This is a genomic window from Staphylococcus sp. KUGN1, from assembly GCF_045984185.1.
GTDB classification, from domain to species: Bacteria; Bacillota; Bacilli; order Staphylococcales; family Staphylococcaceae; genus Staphylococcus; species Staphylococcus warneri_A.
Map to the genome: position 1 here is coordinate 478,561 of NZ_JBJQIL010000001.1, position 18,736 is coordinate 497,296.

An 18,736-nucleotide genomic window follows, 5' to 3' on the forward strand; every position below is an offset into this window, starting at 1 on the left:
AAAAAGTTGATTTGATCGTTGTTATTTAAATGTGTAATAAGCGGAGGACTATATGGAAAAGGAATACGTAGTAATTGGTTTAGGACGCTTTGGTGGCAGTATTGTTAGAGAGCTTAACGCCTTAGATATGGATGTTATGGCCATTGATAGTGATGAGAACAGAGTTAATGAATATAGTGATATTGCGACGCATGCTGTAGTAGCGGATACTACTGATGAAGCAGTCATGAAAAGTTTGGGAATAAGAAACTTTGACCATGTTATTGTTGCTATCGGTGAAAATATTCAATCTAGTACATTAACAACACTTATTTTAAAAGAATTAGGTGTTAAAAAGGTAACTGCCAAAGCACAAAATGATTATCATGCTAAAATATTAAATAAAATAGGTGCGGATACGGTTGTCCATCCAGAACGTGATATGGGCCGTCGTATTGCACACAATGTGGCTAGTGCGAGTGTGCTCGATTATCTAGAATTAGCAGATGAACACTCTATTGTTGAATTAAAAGCTACTGAAAAAATGACTGGCCAAACAATTATTGATTTAGATATTCGTGCGCAATATGGCATTAATATTATTGCGATTAAAAGAGGTAAGCAGTTTATTGTGTCACCAGATCCAAATTTAAATATTGAAATTGGTGATATCCTAATCATGATTGGTCATGATAATGACTTAGGTCGATTTGAAAAGAATATAGCTAAATAAAAAAAGGTTTAGTCAATGATCTTGGCTAAACCTTTTTTTATAAAGAAATCCCATAAGCCATATCATTAGAATGATAGTTGCTTATGGGATATTTTAATATTATTTCTTTTTATCTTCATTAACTTTCATAATGACAGGTAAGATCATTGGTCTACGAGCTGTTTTTTCAAATAAGTATGGTTGTAAAGTTTCAATAATTGATGATTTAATTTGATGCCATTGAATGTCTTTATTTTGGTTTAATTTAGAAATAACATCAGTTTTAATACGACGTTGAGCATCATAAATTAGTTGACCAGATTCACGCATGTACACAAAGCCACGTGAAATGATATCAGGACCAGAAAGTAATGTGTTTGTGTTGAAGTCAATGCTTACAACAACAATAACTAGGCCTTCTTCAGATAATAATTTACGGTCTCTAATAACAACATTACCGATATCACCAATACCACTACCATCAACAAGTACATTACCTGATGGAATTCTACCTGCTTTACGTGCTGAATCATGAGTTAAAGCAAGTACATCTCCGATATCGAAGATAAAGACGTTATCTTCGTCAACGCCACAATCAACACCAGTTTCACCATGTGCTTTGAGCATACGATACTCACCATGAATAGGTAAGAAGTATTTAGGTTGGATTAAACGTAACATCAATTGTTGATCGCCTTGTGATCCATGTCCAGAAGTATGGATGTTAGAAATTTTACTATGAATAACATCTGCACCAGCTTTATATAAAGCGTTAATTGTACGATTTATACTCTTAGTATTACCTGGAATAGGTGATGAACTAAATACGACAGTATCTTCTGGGATAATCTTGATTTGTTTATGTGTACCATTAGCGATACGAGATAATGCTGCCATTGGTTCACCTTGAGAACCAGTACATAAAATAAGTAATTCATGTTTAGGGATATTATTGATTTTTCCAGGTTCTACAAATGTTTCTGGTGGGGCTTTAATGTATCCGAGCTCCATACCTATTTTAATATTATTTTCCATTGAACGACCAAATGTAACAATTTTTCTATTATGCTTAACTGCTGCTTCAACAGCTTGTTGAACACGATAGATATTCGAAGCAAATGTCGCGAAAATGATACGACCTTTACAATTACGGAAAATTTTATCAACATTTTGTCCTACTTCTCGTTCACTAAGCGTAAAGTCCGGAACTAATGCATTTGTAGAATCAGAAAGCAGACAAAGTACGCCTTCTTCACCTAATTTAGCCATTTTTGCAATATTTGCTGGTTCACCTACAGGTGTGAAATCAAATTTAAAGTCACCAGTATGAACAATTTTACCTTCAGGTGTATCGACAATAACACCATAGGCTTCAGGGATACTGTGTGTTGTTAGATAGAATGATATTTCAAAGTGTTTGGATTTAATCACACTATCCTCATTAATTTCGTTTAATTGAGCGGTACGTAATAAATTATGTTCTTCTAATTTGTTTCTAATCAAACCTAAAGCTAATGGACCACCGTAAATAGGTACATTAATTTGCTTTAATAGGAAGGGCACACCACCTATATGATCTTCGTGTCCATGAGTGATAAACAGACCAACGATTTTATCTTGGTTCTGTTCTAAGTAAGTGTAATCAGGAATTACATAATCAATTCCTAGTAGATTATCATCTGGGAATTTAATCCCTGCATCAATAATCACGATTTCATTTTTGTACTCGATAGCATATGTGTTTTTACCTACTTCACCTAAACCACCAAGTGCATATACACCTACTTCATTTTGATGTAATTGCTTCATTATTCAGCATTCTCCACATTAAAATGATCTGAATGTTCTTTTTCGTAATCTAAATGTGCGCCCTCTAATTTAGTGATAAATTCGATATTAAAATTACGGTCTTTTAAATAACGTCTTACTTGTTCTTCAGTTTGTGCTTCAACATAAATCGTTTGCGTATTTTCACGCACGATTACTTCATCTTTATTATGTTGATAGAATACTTTAAATACTGCCATTGATATAATTCCTCCTAAGGATTGTTTTTAATATTTATTCAAGTCCCGTGGTTGATAGCTCGGGTTATTAAAGATAGAAATCAGATTTTGTCTTTGATATTGTTCTTCAATAAAAGTATGTGTATTTAAATTTAATAATAGACATACTAGCTAATCTAAATAAATATATAACTATAATTATTTAATTTCACTGCCGAGTATGTTTTCCAGGGAAATCATGTCGTTCAAATTTTGAAAAATAGGATTAATTCACTAAGATTTCAGTTAATGTATATTTTACATGATGTACTAAAAGAAATAAAGCAGTTTTATCATTAAGTGAGCGAACAGACACATATAATAGTAAGAACTTTTAATCTGTATTTAGAATAGAGAAAAACAATATTTAACTTTAGTCGCAGTATCGAAATTATTTACACGTTGATGTAACACCACGATGGTGATTGAATTCATCATCTGGGAGGGTTTCAACGATTTCATTTACATATCGGGAAATATCGTTTTTAGGGATAAGGATTGAAATTTCCATTGGTAGTGTAAGTTGAGACATGTTATAATCTTTATACATAAGGCACCTCGTTGATTTAGTTTATTGGTATTTATTAAATTATACGAAAGGGCCATATTTTTTTGTATTTTAATGTAAAATAACACATTAATACGTAGTATTGTTGACGAGACTCCTGAGGGAGCAGTGCCAGTCGAAGACCGAGGCTGAGACGGCACCCTAGGTAGGGACCCAACACAAAGAAACTGATTTAATCAGTTTCTACAAGTGATGCAAGTTGGGCATAGCGAAGTCATACAAAACGAAGTATTGAATATAAAAAGAAGCACAAAGGTGATTTGCAATTTCAAATCATCTTTGTGCTATTATTTTTGGGATTTATGTCCTAGACTCTTAAATCAAATTATGCTTCTACTGCATCTGGATGCGGTGCTAATGGATTAGCATCATCAATATGATCATAGAACATAATACCATTTAAATGATCAATTTCGTGTTGGAAAATGATAGCAGGATAGCCTTTTAAACGTAATTTAACGTCATTACCATCGATATCTTGAGCTTTAATTGTAACTCTATTATGACGATGAACTAAACCTGGGATATTTTCGTCTACACTTAGACAACCTTCACCAGTTGGTAAATAGGCTTCTTGAACACTGTAACTCATCACTTTTGGATTAACTAGCATGTAATCATAAGATTTTCCATTTCCGTCATCTGGTAAATACACGGCAATCATTCTTTTTGATACATTAATTTGTGGTGCAGCTAAACCTACACCTGAGCGTAAACCATATTTTTTAGCGATGTCGTCATCTTGACTATTGATTAAAAACTCTCGCATAGCTTTTAATGTTTCTTTATCTTCATTTGATAAAGGAAAACTTAATTCTTGAGCTTTTTCACGAAGTGTAGGATGACCATCTCTTATTATATCTTTCATTGTTATCATGTCTGACACCTTCCTTAACTACAAATATACCAAATATAATAGGTAGAAGTACATTGAAGTAAATTAGATTATTAGTAGAAAATGAAAATAAAAGTTAAAATAAGAATACACATGACATATTATGTGTTTAGAAAGTGACATTAAAAATTGAATAGAAAGATACGTCAACCTGATATATGTGTGAATTATAAGAGGTCGGGACAAAAGCGTTTAGGATTTGAGCAGAACCGAACGATGATAAAGAACTACTTCCTTATTCATAGGTTAGTAGTTCTTACAAACTCAATAGTTGAGTTTGTTCATTTGAATGGTTTTCCAAATTTTGTCGGATCGTGAGCGTTTGCCCAACTTGCATTATTTGCAGAAATTGGAATACCAATTTCTCTATGTTGGTTCCCTTCTGCCGATAATCCTGCTTTTGGGACGCCGTTAATCGGTTTCCCAGAAGCACAAAAACTTTATGTCTCAACCTCTAATGATTAGTAATTAAACAGAGATCAGACGCTTATCCAATTTCATTGATTTATGAGAGAGATTTATTTATGATAACAAGCGTACAACTTTGAGGAGGATACAGAAATGAAATTAAACAAAACAATAGCGGTTGTTGCAACATCGGCAGTGTTATTAGCTGGATGTACAACAGATAAAAAAGAAATTAAAGCATATGATGAACAAGTCCAAAATGCTTTTGATAAAGAGAAACCAGTTGCAAATGTGAGTAAAAAAATTAATAAATTAGAAGAAGAAAAACAAAAGTTATTTAAAAAGGCTAACGAGAAAGACCAACAAACAAGAGAAAAAGCAGCGGATGACATTGTTGAAAATGTAGAAAAACGTGAAAAGGAATTTAAGAAAGAAGAAAAGGCGTTAGACGATTCTGAAAAAGAATTTAAAAAGGCAGAATCACATATCGATAATATCGATAATAAAGATAAGAAAAAAGAAGTTGAAGAATTAGATAAAGCAATTAAAGATAAATATAAATCACATAGCGATTATGCAAAGGCTTACAAAAAAGCGCTTGGAAAAGAAAAATCACTGTTTAGTTTCATCAATAAAGATGGTGCAACACAAGACCAAGTAGATGAAAAATCAAAAGAATTAGGCAATGCATATAAAGACATGAACAAGAAGTTTAAAGCGTATTCAAAAGCGATGAATAAGGTAAATAAGGAAAAGCAAGATGTAGATCAATTAAAATAATTCCTTGACTGATACAGATGTGAAGAATGTAGTAGTACAGTTCTTGTGTCTGTATCTTTTTTTATGAAACAGAACTTTATGAAATCGTTTAACAGGCTTATTTATTTGTGATACAATTGTTATGGATAAAATGAATTTCTATTTATATATGGGAAAGGTATGGTGAATTGAATGGCTCCTAAGTTACAAGCCCAATTCGATGCAGTAAAAGTACTAAATGACACACAGTCGAAATTTGAAATGGTTCAAATTTTAGACGTAGATGGCAACGTTGTAAATGAAGACTTAGTACCTGATTTAACAGATGAAGAATTAGTAGAATTAATGGAAAGAATGGTATGGACACGTATTCTTGATCAACGCTCTATTTCTTTAAATAGACAAGGTCGTTTAGGTTTCTATGCACCAACAGCTGGACAAGAAGCATCACAATTAGCATCTCAATATGCGTTAGAAAAAGAAGATTTTATTCTTCCTGGTTATCGTGATGTGCCACAAATTATTTGGCATGGTTTACCTTTAACTGAAGCATTCTTATTCTCAAGAGGCCACTTTAAAGGTAACCAATTCCCTGAGGGTGTGAATGCACTGAGTCCACAAATCATTATCGGTGCACAGTATGTTCAAACAGCAGGTGTTGCGTTTGGTCTTAAAAAACGAGGCAAAAATGCAGTTGCAATTACTTATACTGGTGATGGTGGTTCATCTCAAGGTGACTTCTATGAAGGTATTAACTTTGCTTCAGCATATAAAGCACCAGCAATTTTTGTTATTCAAAATAACAACTACGCGATTTCAACACCACGTAGTAAACAAACTGCAGCAACTTCATTAGCTCAAAAAGCAATTGCTGTTGGTATCCCTGGTATCCAAGTTGATGGTATGGATGCATTAGCAGTATATCAAGCTACTAAAGAAGCTCGTGAACGTGCAGTTGCAGGTGAAGGCCCAACATTAATCGAAACAATGACATATCGTTACGGACCACATACTATGGCTGGTGACGACCCTACACGTTACAGAACTTCAGATGAAGACGCAGAATGGGAGAAAAAAGATCCATTAGTTCGTTTCAGAAAATTCTTAGAAAATAAAGGTCTTTGGAATGAAGACAAAGAAAATGAAGTTATTGAACGTGCTAAATCAGACATCAAAGCAGCTATTAAAGAGGCCGACAAAACAGAAAAACAAACTGTTACTTCTCTAATGGAAATTATGTATGAAGAAATGCCTCAAAATTTAGAAGAACAATATGAAATTTACAAAGAGAAGGAGTCGAAGTAAGCCATGGCACAAATGACAATGGTTCAAGCGATTAATGATGCGCTTAAAACTGAACTTAAAAATGACGAAGACGTTTTAGTTTTCGGTGAAGACGTTGGTGTTAACGGCGGTGTATTCCGTGTTACTGAAGGTTTACAAAAAGAATTTGGTGAAGATCGTGTATTCGATACACCACTTGCAGAATCAGGAATTGGTGGCTTAGCTTTAGGTTTAGCTGTTGAAGGTTTCCGTCCTGTAATGGAAATCCAATTCTTAGGATTCGTATTTGAAGTATTTGACTCAGTAGCTGGACAAATTGCACGTACTCGTTTCCGTTCAGGTGGTTCTAAAACTGCACCTGTAACTATTCGTAGCCCATTTGGTGGCGGTGTGCATACACCAGAATTGCACGCAGATAATTTAGAAGGTATTTTAGCTCAATCTCCTGGTTTGAAAGTGGTTATCCCATCAGGCCCATATGATGCTAAAGGATTATTAATTTCTTCAATTAGAAGTAATGATCCAGTTGTATATTTAGAGCATATGAAATTATATCGTTCATTCAGAGAAGAAGTTCCTGAAGAAGAATACACAATTGATATTGGAAAAGCTAATGTGAAAAAAGAGGGTAATGACATTACTTTAATCGCATACGGTGCAATGGTACAAGAATCATTAAAAGCAGCTGAAGAATTAGAAAAAGAAGGTTATTCAGTTGAAGTGATTGATTTACGTACAGTTCAACCAATTGATATCGATACATTAGTTGCTTCAGTTGAAAAAACGAACAGAGCTGTAGTCGTTCAAGAAGCTCAACGTCAAGCAGGTGTTGGTGCACAAGTTGCAGCTGAATTAGCTGAACGTACAATTCTTTCATTAGAAGCACCTATTGCACGTGTAGCAGCAGCAGATACAGTATATCCATTTACTCAAGCTGAAAATGTTTGGTTACCAAACAAAAATGATATTGTAGAAAAAGCAAAAGCAACTTTAGAGTTTTAATCTTTAAATAAAGTTTAAATTAAAAAGTGATTTCTTTATTAAGAAAATCTTAGGAGGAAAAAGACCGTGGCATTTGAATTTAGATTACCCGACATCGGGGAAGGTATCCACGAAGGTGAAATTGTAAAATGGTTTGTAAAAGCTGGAGATACAATTGAAGAAGATGATGTCTTAGCAGAAGTCCAAAATGACAAATCTGTTGTAGAAATCCCTTCACCAGTAAGTGGTACAGTTGAAGAAGTATTAGTAGATGAGGGTACAGTAGCAGTTGTCGGTGACATTATTGTTAAAATTGATGCACCAGATGCTGAAGAAATGCAATTCAAAGGTAATCACAGTGATGATTCATCAAGTGAAGAACCAAAAGAAGAAGCAGCAAAAGAAGAAAGTGCTTCATCACAAGAAAGTCAACCTGCAGCAAACACTCAAGATGCTGAAGTTGATGAAAATAGAACAATTAAAGCAATGCCTTCAGTACGTAAATATGCACGTGACAATGGCGTGAATATTAAAGCAGTTGCTGGTTCTGGTAAAAATGGTCGAATCATAAAAGAAGATATTGACGCACACTTAAACGGTGGCGCTACTCAAGCAACATCTAATGAAAGTGCAGCAAGTACTTCTGAAGAGACTACAACTACAGCAGCAACTCAATCATCAGTACCAGAAGGCGACTTCCCAGAAACAACTGAAAAAATCCCAGCTATGCGTAAAGCAATTGCCAAAGCAATGGTTAATTCTAAACACACAGCACCACATGTTACATTAATGGATGAAATTGATGTTCAACAATTATGGGATCACCGTAAGAAATTCAAAGAAATCGCAGCTGAACAAGGTACAAAACTTACTTTCTTACCATATGTAGTGAAAGCACTTGTTTCTGCACTTAAAAAATATCCAGCACTTAATACATCATTTAATGAAGAAGCTGGAGAGATTGTACACAAACACTATTGGAACATTGGTATCGCTGCAGATACAGACAGAGGTTTATTAGTGCCTGTTGTTAAACATGCAGATCGTAAATCAATCTTCCAAATCTCAGATGAAATTAACGAACTTGCTGTAAAAGCACGTGATGGTAAATTAACATCTGATGAAATGAAAGGTGCAACATGTACAATCAGTAATATCGGTTCAGCTGGTGGACAATGGTTCACTCCAGTTATTAATCACCCAGAAGTAGCTATCTTAGGAATTGGGCGTATCGCTCAAAAACCGATTGTTAAAGATGGAGAAATTGTAGCTGCTCCAGTTCTTGCATTATCATTAAGCTTTGACCACAGACAAATTGATGGTGCAACTGGACAAAATGCTATGAATCACATCAAGCGTTTATTAAATAATCCAGAATTATTATTAATGGAGGGGTAAAAAGATGGTAGTTGGAGATTTCCCAATTGAAACAGATACTATTGTAATCGGAGCAGGTCCTGGAGGTTATGTTGCAGCAATTCGTGCAGCGCAACTTGGACAAAAAGTAACAATCGTTGAGAAAGGTAATTTAGGTGGCGTTTGCTTAAACGTTGGTTGTATTCCTTCAAAAGCTTTATTACACGCATCTCATCGTTTTGTTGAAGCACAACATTCAGAAAACTTAGGGGTAATTGCTGAAAGTGTTTCTTTAAACTATGAAAAAGTTCAAGAGTTCAAATCATCAGTTGTTAATAAATTAACTGGTGGGGTTGAAGGATTATTAAAAGGTAATAAAGTTGAAATCGTTAAAGGCGAAGCTTACTTTGTTGATAACAATAGCTTACGCGTAATGGACGAAAAGAGTGCTCAAACTTACAATTTCAAAAATGCAATTATTGCAACTGGTTCTAGACCAATTGAAATTCCTAATTTTGAATTTGGTAACCGTGTTATCGATTCAACAGGTGCATTAAACTTACAAGAAGTACCTGGTAAATTAGTAGTAGTTGGTGGCGGTTATATCGGTTCAGAACTTGGTACTGCATTTGCTAACTTTGGTTCTGAAGTGACTATTCTTGAAGGTGCTAAAGATATCTTAGGTGGCTTTGAGAAACAAATGACTCAACCAGTTAAAAAAGGCATGAAAGAAAAAGGTATCGAAATCGTTACTGAAGCAATGGCTAAATCAGCTGAAGAAACTGAAAATGGCGTAAAAGTTACTTATGAAGCTAAAGGTGAAGAGCAAACTATCGAAGCGGATTATGTATTAGTAACTGTAGGTCGTCGTCCAAATACTGATGAATTAGGCTTAGAAGAATTAGGTCTTAAATTTGGTGAACGCGGATTAATCGAAGTTGATAAACAAAGCCGTACTTCAATCAATAATATCTATGCAATTGGTGATATCGTTCCAGGATTACCTCTTGCTCATAAAGCAAGCTATGAAGCAAAAGTAGCTGCAGAAGCTATTGATGGACAAGCAGCAGAAGTTGATTACATTGGTATGCCTGCAGTATGCTTCACTGAACCAGAATTAGCTCAAGTAGGTTATACTGAAGCTCAAGCGAAAGAAGAAGGTTTATCAATTAAAGCTTCTAAATTCCCTTATGCAGCTAACGGCCGTGCATTATCATTAGATGATACAAACGGTTTCGTTAAATTAATTACACTTAAAGAAGATGACACATTAATTGGTGCTCAAGTAGTAGGTACTGGCGCTTCAGATATTATTTCTGAATTAGGTTTAGCAATCGAATCAGGTATGAATGCTGAAGATATTGCATTAACTGTACATGCTCACCCAACTTTAGGTGAAATGTCTATGGAAGCAGCTGAAAAAGCAATTGGCTACCCAATCCATACTATGTAATTTAACATGACGTTAAATTAAACTGGCAACAGTACTTGTTGCCAGTTTTTTTGTTGTTTTATTACAATAAAGTTAATGATACTCACTTATGAATATTAGTCTATATGGGCTTATCATTGATAAACGATTTGTCAGTTTAAATCATCTCAGATACACTAATTCTGTAATCTAATTAAACTATAGGAGTGAATCAACTTGGAATATCAATACCCATTAGATTTAGATTGGACAAATGACGAAATGATGGATGTCATTCATTTCTTTAATAAAATTGAGAACTATTATGAATCATCAGTTAAAGGTGAAGCAGTTAAAAAAGCTTATCAAAATTTCAAACAAATTGTGCCTGGTAAAGCTGAAGAGAAGCAACTTTTTAAAGAATTTGAAAAAAGTAGTGGTTATAATAGCTATAAGGTAGTCCAAGAGGTAAATAAGAACCCTGATCAACAAGTTTTTTCTGCAAAATCTTAAGTAAAACTGACTAAACAAAAAGCAAAATGTTATGAATATAAAATGTTTGTCTTAAAACAATAAAAAGTATTGATTGTAGAGCTATATTTTGGTATTTTTATTAAGCGTTAAACAAAATGTTTGATAAAAGTAAACTTAATATAGCTCTTTTTAGGTGGTTTCATTATGGAAATAGGATATAAATTAAAAAATCTGAGAAAAATTAAAAATTTAACACAAGAGGAATTGGCAGAAAGAACAGATCTATCTAAAGGATACATATCCCAGATTGAAAGTCAAAATGCATCGCCTAGTATGGAAACATTTCTAAATATCTTAGAGGTTCTAGGAACATCGGCTAGTGATTTCTTTAAAGAAACAGAACAACAAAAAGTCATTTATAAAAAAGAAGAGCAAGTCATCTATGATGAATACGATAGAGGCTATATTCTAAATTGGCTAGTTACTAAATCTAATGAATTTGAGATGGAACCACTACTTTTAACATTGAAACCAGGTGCATCGTATAAAACATTTAACCCTTCAGAATCGGATACATTCGTTTATTGTTTACAAGGACAAGTGACATTGCAATTAGGTAATGTTTGTTATCATGCCAGTAAAGAAGATGTGTTTTACTTTAAAGCAAATGATGATCATCGTCTTTTTAATGAAGGAAAGCAGGAAGTGAAAATATTAATTGTTGCAACAGCATCATATTTATAAGGAGTTGTGAATATTGGCACCATTATTATCGTTTAAAGGCGTAAGCAAAGGATATGATGACGTTCAAATATTAAATGAAATTGATATAGACATAGAATCAGGTCATTTTTATACATTATTAGGACCTTCAGGTTGTGGTAAAACAACCATTTTAAAATTAATTGCCGGCTTTGAGTATCCTGACCAAGGAGAAGTGATTTATCAAAATAAGCCAATTGGAAAATTACCCCCAAACAAACGTAAAGTAAATACCGTTTTCCAAGATTATGCCTTGTTTCCTCATCTTAATGTGTTCGAGAACATCGCCTACGGTTTGAAATTAAAGAAAATGAGTAAAAACGCTATTAAAGCAAAGGTAGAAGAAGCACTTCGACTTGTTAAGCTATCAGGTTATGAAGACCGTAATATTAATGGCATGAGTGGTGGTCAAAAACAGCGTGTAGCTATCGCTAGAGCCATTGTTAATGAACCAGAAATTCTATTACTAGATGAGTCTCTCTCAGCTTTAGATTTAAAATTAAGAACTGAAATGCAATATGAACTAAGAGAATTACAATCACGTTTAGGAATTACATTTATTTTTGTTACACATGATCAAGAAGAAGCACTAGCTTTAAGTGATTATATTTTTGTTATGAAAGATGGTAAAATTCAACAATTTGGAACACCAAACGATATTTATGACGAGCCAGTCAACCGTTTCGTAGCTGATTTTATTGGAGAATCTAATATTGTAGAAAGTCGAATGGTAGAAGATTATGTTGTAAATATTTATGGTCAAGATTTTGATTGTGTAGATATGGGGATACCTGCAAATAAAAAAGTAGAAGTTGTGATTCGTCCTGAAGATATTTCATTGATTGAAGCAGATAAAGGTTTGTTCCAAGTAAAAGTAGATTCTATGCTCTTTAGAGGTGTACATTACGAAATTTGTGTGGTTGATCGAAAGGGATATGAATGGGTTATCCAATCAACACGTAAAGCTGAAGTAGGTAGTGAAGTTGGCTTATACTTTGAGCCAGAAGCAATTCACATCATGGTACCAGGTGAAACAGAAGAAGAGTTTGATAAACGAATTGAAAGTTATGAGGATGTTGAAAATGCGTAATACTAATCGTTTATTGCTCATTCCATACTTGATTTGGATGGTACTATTCATAATTATTCCAGTAGTATTGCTTGTTTATTATTCTTTTTTAGATAATCAAGGTCATTTTAGCTTAACTAACTATGAAAATATTTTTACATTGAGTTATTTAAAAATGTTTGCTGATTCTATCTTATTTGCTGTGATTATTACGCTTGTCACGTTATTGATAAGTTATCCAGCAGCTTATTATATCGCTCAATCTAAATATCAGAATTTACTATTGATGATTATGATTATTCCTACATGGATTAACTTATTATTAAAAACATATGCATTTATTGGTTTGTTAAGTCATGATGGATTAATCAATCAATTATTTAACATCTTTAATCTATCTCCAATTAATATGTTATTTACAGCAGGCGCATTCATAGTAGTATCAAGTTATATCTATATACCATTTATGATATTACCAATCTTTAATAGTATGAAAGCAATCCCTAATAATTTACTACAAGCATCAAGTGATTTAGGCGCTAATCCTCTGACAACATTTGGTAAAGTGATTGTGCCACTAACGAGGGAAGGCGTTATGACTGGTGTTCAAGTGACCTTTATACCTGCATTATCACTATTCATGATTACGCGTTTAATCGCTGGTAATAAAGTAATCAATATTGGTACAGCTATCGAAGAACAATTCTTAACTATTCAAAATTATGGTATGGGTTCAACAATAGCGTTATTCCTAATCATTTTTATGGCATTTATTTTAATTATGACAAAATCAAAATCTAATCATAGGAAAGGGTGAGTCGTGTGAAATGGTATGGCAAGCTATATATAGGTATATTAATAGCTGTATTATATATACCTATATTATTTTTAATGGTATATTCGTTTAATTCAGCAGGTAATATGGTTAATTTTGAACATTTCACACTAGAACATTATCAAACCTTATTCCAAAATGATAAATTAATGTCAGTCATATTTAATACTGTTGCCGTCGCATTAATAGCAGCAGCAATTTCTACATTGATTGGAACATTTGGTGCGATTGCAATATATCATTTGAGACATAAACAGTTTAAAGTCACGTTATTAACGCTCAATAATGTGCTTATGGTATCTTCAGATGTTGTTATTGGTGCATCATTTTTAATTATGTTTACTGCAATTGGTCATTTTACAGGATTAGGCCTTGGATTTTGGACAGTGTTAGCATCTCATATCGCATTTTGTATTCCAATTGTTGTTATTGTTGTATTGCCACAATTATATGAAATGAATGATAGCATGTTGAATGCTGCTAGAGACTTAGGTGCTACAGAATCGCAATTATTAAGTAGTGTGGTTATACCGAATATTATGCCAGCGATCATCGGTGGTTTCTTTATGGCATTAACTTATTCACTAGATGATTTTACAGTGAGTTTCTTCGTAACAGGTAATGGATTCAGTGTATTATCCGTAGAAGTTTATGCAATGGCTAGAAAAGGTATAAGCATGGAAATTAATGCAATTTCAACAATTTTATTCGGTGTAATCGTGGTAGGTGTTATTGGTTACTATGCAATTCAACACCTCGTTCAACGTAAAAAGCATCCGAAACGAGGTGTCAATACATGAAACGATTTTTACAATTGATTTTGGTGTCAATTATTGTCGGTGTTTTATGTTTAGGTATAAGTCAATGGTTTAAATCGAAAGAAAATACAGACACTAATCAAAAAATTTATGTCTATAATTGGGGAGAATATATTGACCCAAGCCTCATTAAAAAGTTTGAAAAAGAAACAGGTATCCAAGTGGTTTATGAAACATTTGATTCGAATGAAGCTATGGAAGCTAAAATTCGTAATGGAGGCACACATTATGATGTCGCTTTTCCAAGCGAATATACAGTGCAAAAATTAAAACGTGCACATTTATTAGAACCATTAGATCATAAGAAAATCCCTAATATTAAAAATTTAGATTCAGATTATATGAATATGCCATATGACCGACATAATCAATATTCATTGCCATATTTCTTTGGAACAGTTGGAATATTATATAATAAAGATAAGTACCCTAATGAGTCATTTAATAGTTGGCAAGACTTGTATAAATCTAAATATAAAAATGAAGTATTATTAGTTGATGGTGCTCGAGAAATAATAGGTTTGGGACTTAATAAATTAGGATATAGTTTGAATGATAAAAATCCACAACATATCAAAAAAGCGGAATCTGATTTACATCATTTAGCGCCACAAGTCAGAGGAGTTGTAGGTGATGAAATCACAATGATGCTTGAACAAAACGAAGGAAGTATAGCAGTTGTATGGAGTGGAGTCGCAGCACCATTAGTTCAAGAAGGTGACAAATACAATTATGTTATTCCAAAAGAAGGATCAAATTTATGGTTTGATAATATGGTAATACCTAAAACGGCACAAAATAAAGAAGGCGCATATCGCTTTATGAATTTTCTTCTAGATGAAAAAAATAATAAGCAGAATACTGAATGGGTAGGTTATGCTACACCAAATAAAGAAGCAAGAAAGATGTTACCAAAAGATATTAGAAACGATCATCGATTTTATCCAACTAAAAAAGAACAACAAAGATTGGAAGTATATCAAGATTTAGGTCAAGATACTTTAAGTGATTATAACGAAAGTTTTTTAAATTTTAAAATGTCGTTAAAGTAAAATGAAAATGGTAGTTATTTTTTGTTATATTCGATATAATAACTTGATAAGTAAAGTAAGGAGTTGTAACGAATGACAGGAGAGCAATATACTCAAATTAAACGTCCAGTCAGTCGACTAACAGAAAAGGTTTTAGGGTGGCTTAGTTGGGTATTCTTATTAATTTTGACAATAGTCACGATGTTTATAGCTTTAGTGTCATTTAGTAATGATACATCTATTGCTAACTTAGAGAATACATTAAATAATAATGATCTTATTCAACAAGTATTAGCAAATAATAGCTTAAGTACTACACAATTTGTGATATGGTTACAAAATGGTGTTTGGGCTATTATAGTGTATTTCATCGTTTGTTTATTGATTTCATTTTTAGCTTTAATTTCTATGAACATTAGAATTCTATCTGGTTTCTTATTCTTGTTATCTGCAATCATCACGATACCTTTAGTATTACTTGTAGTAACATTAATTATTCCAATTTTATTCTTCATCATTGCTATTATGATGTTTGTTAGAAAGAATAAGGTTGAAACAGTACCGAGCTATTATAATGGTGGATATGGTTATCAACCATATGAGGAAATGCCAGAACAAGAAGCTCATGCGCATCATAATGAAACTGAAAGTGAACCAGTTGAAGAGCCACAACAGCGTAGACGTCCATCACGTCGTAGCATGGAGCGTAAAGAACAAGCATTTGACACAACAACAGGTTCAACAGATCAAATACAAAACGAACAAGAATCATATGATGATAAATATGAACAGTTCCCTAAACGTGCTGTAGAAAGTGAATATCGTTCAGATGATAGTGAGCACGATGAAGAACCGACAATATTATCACGTCAAGCAAAATATAATAAAAAGTCATCTTCAGATAAGGCTTCTACAAATAATCAAGATGTATATCATGAGCAAGATGATGTAGAGTCATCTAATCAATATAATGAAGAACCTCAAGTTGATCCTAAAGAGCTTAAAGCGCAACGCAAACGAGAAAAAGCTGAAATTCGTGCTAAGAAGAAAGAAAAGCGTAAAGCATATAATCAACGTATGAAAGAAAAACGTAAGAATCAACCGAGTGCGGTTAGTCAAAGAAGAATGAACTATGAAGAACGTCGTCAAATGTTTGGTGATACGGAAAAAGATATGAGAGATCAAGTGAAACAAGATCATCAAAAAATTGACGAAAATGACAATCAAAAATAATTAATTACAATACCAAAAGTGATAATTAACATTCACTTTTGGTATTTTTTGTTATAAATAGATTTTTATGATATTGAATAGCATGTAAAGATAGTTTTTAGTATGATTAATGTAAGAGTTAAAGGAGGTACTGTAATGAAAAGAAAAACTGAATTGATATTAGCATGGATAGCAAATGGTTTAAGTAGTTTATATTTACTATTTGTAATCATAGGTTATTTTGCGATGAAATCAGGAAGTGGTGCATCTCAAAATAAGGAAATGGTTAATCAAATGATGGGCGGAAATCAAGAAATGTCGATGGAGATGCTTACTGCTTCGATCGCCTTATCTATGGGTGTGCTTGCATTTTCTACTATTTTAGGTATTGTTGGTGCATTAACAGTAAAAGGCAGACATAAATTGGGAGCCAGTTTATTAATTGCTGCAGCAGTGGTTGGTATTATGGCAACGAATATCATAGCTATGATTTTATGGTTCATTGCAGGTATTATGCTATTAACAAAATCTAATCAACAGAGACCTAAAACTGACCATGCTGTAAATAATCATCAAGAGGATATTTATAAGAAAGATGAGTGGGATCCTGAAAAAGAATTAAAAGAACATCAACAAAAGGACAAACCATATACCTATTAATAAATTTATACAAGTATCATGATATATCAAAAACCGGTTGAAATGCTAAGGCATTCAACCGGTTTTTATTAAAGTTATGATTTTACAATTCTTGGAACGTCTGGATAATGAGGTAGACATTCAAGATACTTAAAATAATGATAAGTGACCATGAAATAATATTAACCCATGTTTTATTAATAAATGGTCCCATTAACTTTTTATTACTAGTTGCTAATTGCAGTGGTATTAAACTAAAAGGTAACGCTATACTTAAAAATACTTGTGAGAATACTAATAATTGTTCAATTTTGGCGGCATTACCATTAAAGATGATTAAGCATATAATAACGGGAATAACAGCTAAAGAACGTGTGATGAGACGACGGAGCCAATTAGGTATACGTAATCTCAAGAAACCTTCCATTAAAATCTGACCTGCTAATGTCCCTGTAATTGTTGAGTTTTGTCCTGAAGCAAGTAAAGCAACTGCAAATAAGGTACTCATGACACCACCTAATGTTGCACCTAATAATGGTTGTGTTTTTAAAGCGTGGTATAAATCATAAAATCCACCTAATTCATCAGTGTTAGTACCGAAGAAAAGTGCTGCCCCCAGTGTTAATAGCAAGCAATTAACTACAAATGCAACGGATAATTGGATGTTGGAGTCAATCGTTGCATATTTAATGGCTTGTGCTTTATCTTCATTGTTATTTCTATCATATTTCCGAGATTGAACAATAGAAGAATGTAAATATAGATTGTGTGGCATAATAGTTGCCCCTACGATACCTAAAGCAATATATAAGATACCTTGATTCGTAATGATTTCAGTATGTGGTACAAAGCCATTTAATAAATTCAATATATTAGGTGAAGAAATATAAACTTCAAAGGTGAAAATGGCTAAAACTGTAAATATAAGTGTACCTACTATGGCTTCTATTTTTCTAAATCCAAATTTCATAATAAATAATAATAAAAATACATCACATACTGTAATTAAAGCGCCAACTATCAATGGAATATTAAATAGTAAATTAAGTGAAATTGCACTACCAATAACTTCGGCAATATCTATAGCAATGATAGCTAATTCTGCGATTATCCAGAAAATAATCGCGATGGGTTTAGATAAAAAATGTCGCGTCATTTGAGCTAAATCTTTACCCGTAGCAATTCCCAATCTTACTGTCATACTTTGTAATAACATTGCAGCTAAACTAGAAATTAGTATTACAAATAGGAGGGTATATCCAAATTGTGCGCCACCTTGCATAGAAGTTATCCAGTTACCTGGATCCATATATCCCACAGCGACTAATAATCCAGGTCCTAAGAAAGCCAAAAGTTTTTGACTTGAATTACTTTTATAGTCAAAATCAATCGTATTATTAATTTCGTCTAAGCTTTTTTGATGTTCTTGGTCGACTGATTGCTTATTCATAAACAAAAATCACCTCTAACTTAAAATATATTGATATATTAACCTAAT

The 18,736-nt window shown here is 33.1% G+C and carries 19 protein-coding genes; 14 read left to right on the forward strand and 5 right to left on the reverse strand.

Features of this window, described 5'->3' with window-relative positions; translation table 11 throughout:
- Positions 1-52 precede the first annotated feature (52 nt).
- Complete coding sequence (locus ACJQQZ_RS02385) at positions 53-712, forward strand: potassium channel family protein (RefSeq protein WP_002450696.1); 660 nt, start codon at positions 53-55, stop codon at positions 710-712.
- A gap of 99 nt (positions 713-811) precedes the next feature.
- Here the strand turns inward: ACJQQZ_RS02385 and rnjA are convergent, their stop codons facing one another.
- The 4 genes from rnjA to def form a co-directional block, all read right to left on the reverse strand.
- On the reverse strand, positions 812-2,500 hold the full coding sequence (gene rnjA, locus ACJQQZ_RS02390) for a ribonuclease J1 (RefSeq protein WP_049423571.1): 1,689 nt from the start codon (positions 2,498-2,500) through the stop codon (positions 812-814).
- Positions 2,500-2,718, reverse strand: a complete 219-nt coding sequence (locus ACJQQZ_RS02395; RefSeq protein ID WP_002450694.1) for a DNA-dependent RNA polymerase subunit epsilon — start codon at positions 2,716-2,718, stop codon at positions 2,500-2,502. Before ACJQQZ_RS02395 ends, rnjA begins: the two co-directional genes overlap by 1 nt.
- 409 nt (positions 2,719-3,127) lie before the next feature.
- On the reverse strand, positions 3,128-3,286 hold the full coding sequence (locus ACJQQZ_RS02400) for a hypothetical protein (RefSeq protein ID WP_158256388.1): 159 nt from the start codon (positions 3,284-3,286) through the stop codon (positions 3,128-3,130).
- Between the two features lie 343 nt (positions 3,287-3,629).
- Complete coding sequence (gene def, locus ACJQQZ_RS02405) at positions 3,630-4,181, reverse strand: peptide deformylase (protein WP_002450692.1); 552 nt, start codon at positions 4,179-4,181, stop codon at positions 3,630-3,632.
- 579 nt (positions 4,182-4,760) lie between these two features.
- On the opposite strand from def, the gene ACJQQZ_RS02410 reads away from it, so the two are divergent.
- From ACJQQZ_RS02410 to ACJQQZ_RS02470, 13 genes are all read left to right on the forward strand, one after another.
- A complete protein-coding gene (locus tag ACJQQZ_RS02410; RefSeq protein WP_408023023.1) occupies positions 4,761-5,387 on the forward strand; it encodes a YkyA family protein in 627 nt (208 codons plus the stop codon).
- A 171-nt stretch (positions 5,388-5,558) separates the two neighbouring features.
- Positions 5,559-6,671 (forward strand): pyruvate dehydrogenase (acetyl-transferring) E1 component subunit alpha, encoded by a 1,113-nt coding sequence (pdhA, locus tag ACJQQZ_RS02415; protein WP_145505996.1) that lies wholly within the window; start codon positions 5,559-5,561, stop codon positions 6,669-6,671.
- A 3-nt stretch (positions 6,672-6,674) separates the two neighbouring features.
- The gene (locus tag ACJQQZ_RS02420; RefSeq protein WP_002450689.1) at positions 6,675-7,652 is read left to right on the forward strand and encodes an alpha-ketoacid dehydrogenase subunit beta; all 978 of its coding nucleotides are present in this window, start codon (positions 6,675-6,677) and stop codon (positions 7,650-7,652) included.
- Between the two features lie 66 nt (positions 7,653-7,718).
- Entirely contained in the window at positions 7,719-9,029 is a 1,311-nt protein-coding gene (locus tag ACJQQZ_RS02425) for a dihydrolipoamide acetyltransferase family protein (protein WP_145505998.1), read from the forward strand.
- 4 nt (positions 9,030-9,033) lie between these two features.
- A complete protein-coding gene (gene lpdA / locus ACJQQZ_RS02430) occupies positions 9,034-10,440 on the forward strand; it encodes a dihydrolipoyl dehydrogenase (RefSeq protein WP_002450687.1) in 1,407 nt (468 codons plus the stop codon).
- 195 nt (positions 10,441-10,635) lie between these two features.
- Complete coding sequence (locus ACJQQZ_RS02435; protein ID WP_002450686.1) at positions 10,636-10,911, forward strand: UPF0223 family protein; 276 nt, start codon at positions 10,636-10,638, stop codon at positions 10,909-10,911.
- Positions 10,912-11,076: 165 nt separating this feature from the next.
- Positions 11,077-11,616, forward strand: a complete 540-nt coding sequence (locus tag ACJQQZ_RS02440) for a helix-turn-helix domain-containing protein (RefSeq protein ID WP_002450685.1) — start codon at positions 11,077-11,079, stop codon at positions 11,614-11,616.
- A gap of 13 nt (positions 11,617-11,629) precedes the next feature.
- Positions 11,630-12,724: an ABC transporter ATP-binding protein gene (locus ACJQQZ_RS02445; protein ID WP_145506000.1), complete on the forward strand. Its 1,095-nt coding sequence runs from the start codon at positions 11,630-11,632 to the stop codon at positions 12,722-12,724.
- Complete coding sequence (locus ACJQQZ_RS02450) at positions 12,717-13,520, forward strand: ABC transporter permease (protein ID WP_002450683.1); 804 nt, start codon at positions 12,717-12,719, stop codon at positions 13,518-13,520. The genes ACJQQZ_RS02445 and ACJQQZ_RS02450 overlap by 8 nt, the downstream gene beginning before the upstream one ends.
- Before the next feature lie 5 nt (positions 13,521-13,525).
- On the forward strand, positions 13,526-14,338 hold the full coding sequence (locus ACJQQZ_RS02455) for an ABC transporter permease (RefSeq protein ID WP_145506002.1): 813 nt from the start codon (positions 13,526-13,528) through the stop codon (positions 14,336-14,338).
- Entirely contained in the window at positions 14,335-15,408 is a 1,074-nt protein-coding gene (locus tag ACJQQZ_RS02460) for an ABC transporter substrate-binding protein (protein ID WP_145506005.1), read from the forward strand. The genes ACJQQZ_RS02455 and ACJQQZ_RS02460 overlap by 4 nt, the downstream gene beginning before the upstream one ends.
- 72 nt (positions 15,409-15,480) lie before the next feature.
- The gene (gene auxB, locus ACJQQZ_RS02465; protein WP_145506008.1) at positions 15,481-16,620 is read left to right on the forward strand and encodes a lipoteichoic acid stability factor AuxB; all 1,140 of its coding nucleotides are present in this window, start codon (positions 15,481-15,483) and stop codon (positions 16,618-16,620) included.
- Positions 16,621-16,755: 135 nt separating this feature from the next.
- The gene (locus ACJQQZ_RS02470) at positions 16,756-17,259 is read left to right on the forward strand and encodes a DUF4064 domain-containing protein (protein ID WP_145506011.1); all 504 of its coding nucleotides are present in this window, start codon (positions 16,756-16,758) and stop codon (positions 17,257-17,259) included.
- 82 nt (positions 17,260-17,341) lie between these two features.
- On the opposite strand, the gene ACJQQZ_RS02475 is transcribed toward ACJQQZ_RS02470, so the two are convergent.
- A complete protein-coding gene (locus ACJQQZ_RS02475; protein WP_408023024.1) occupies positions 17,342-18,688 on the reverse strand; it encodes an Nramp family divalent metal transporter in 1,347 nt (448 codons plus the stop codon).
- Positions 18,689-18,736: the final 48 nt, after the last annotated feature.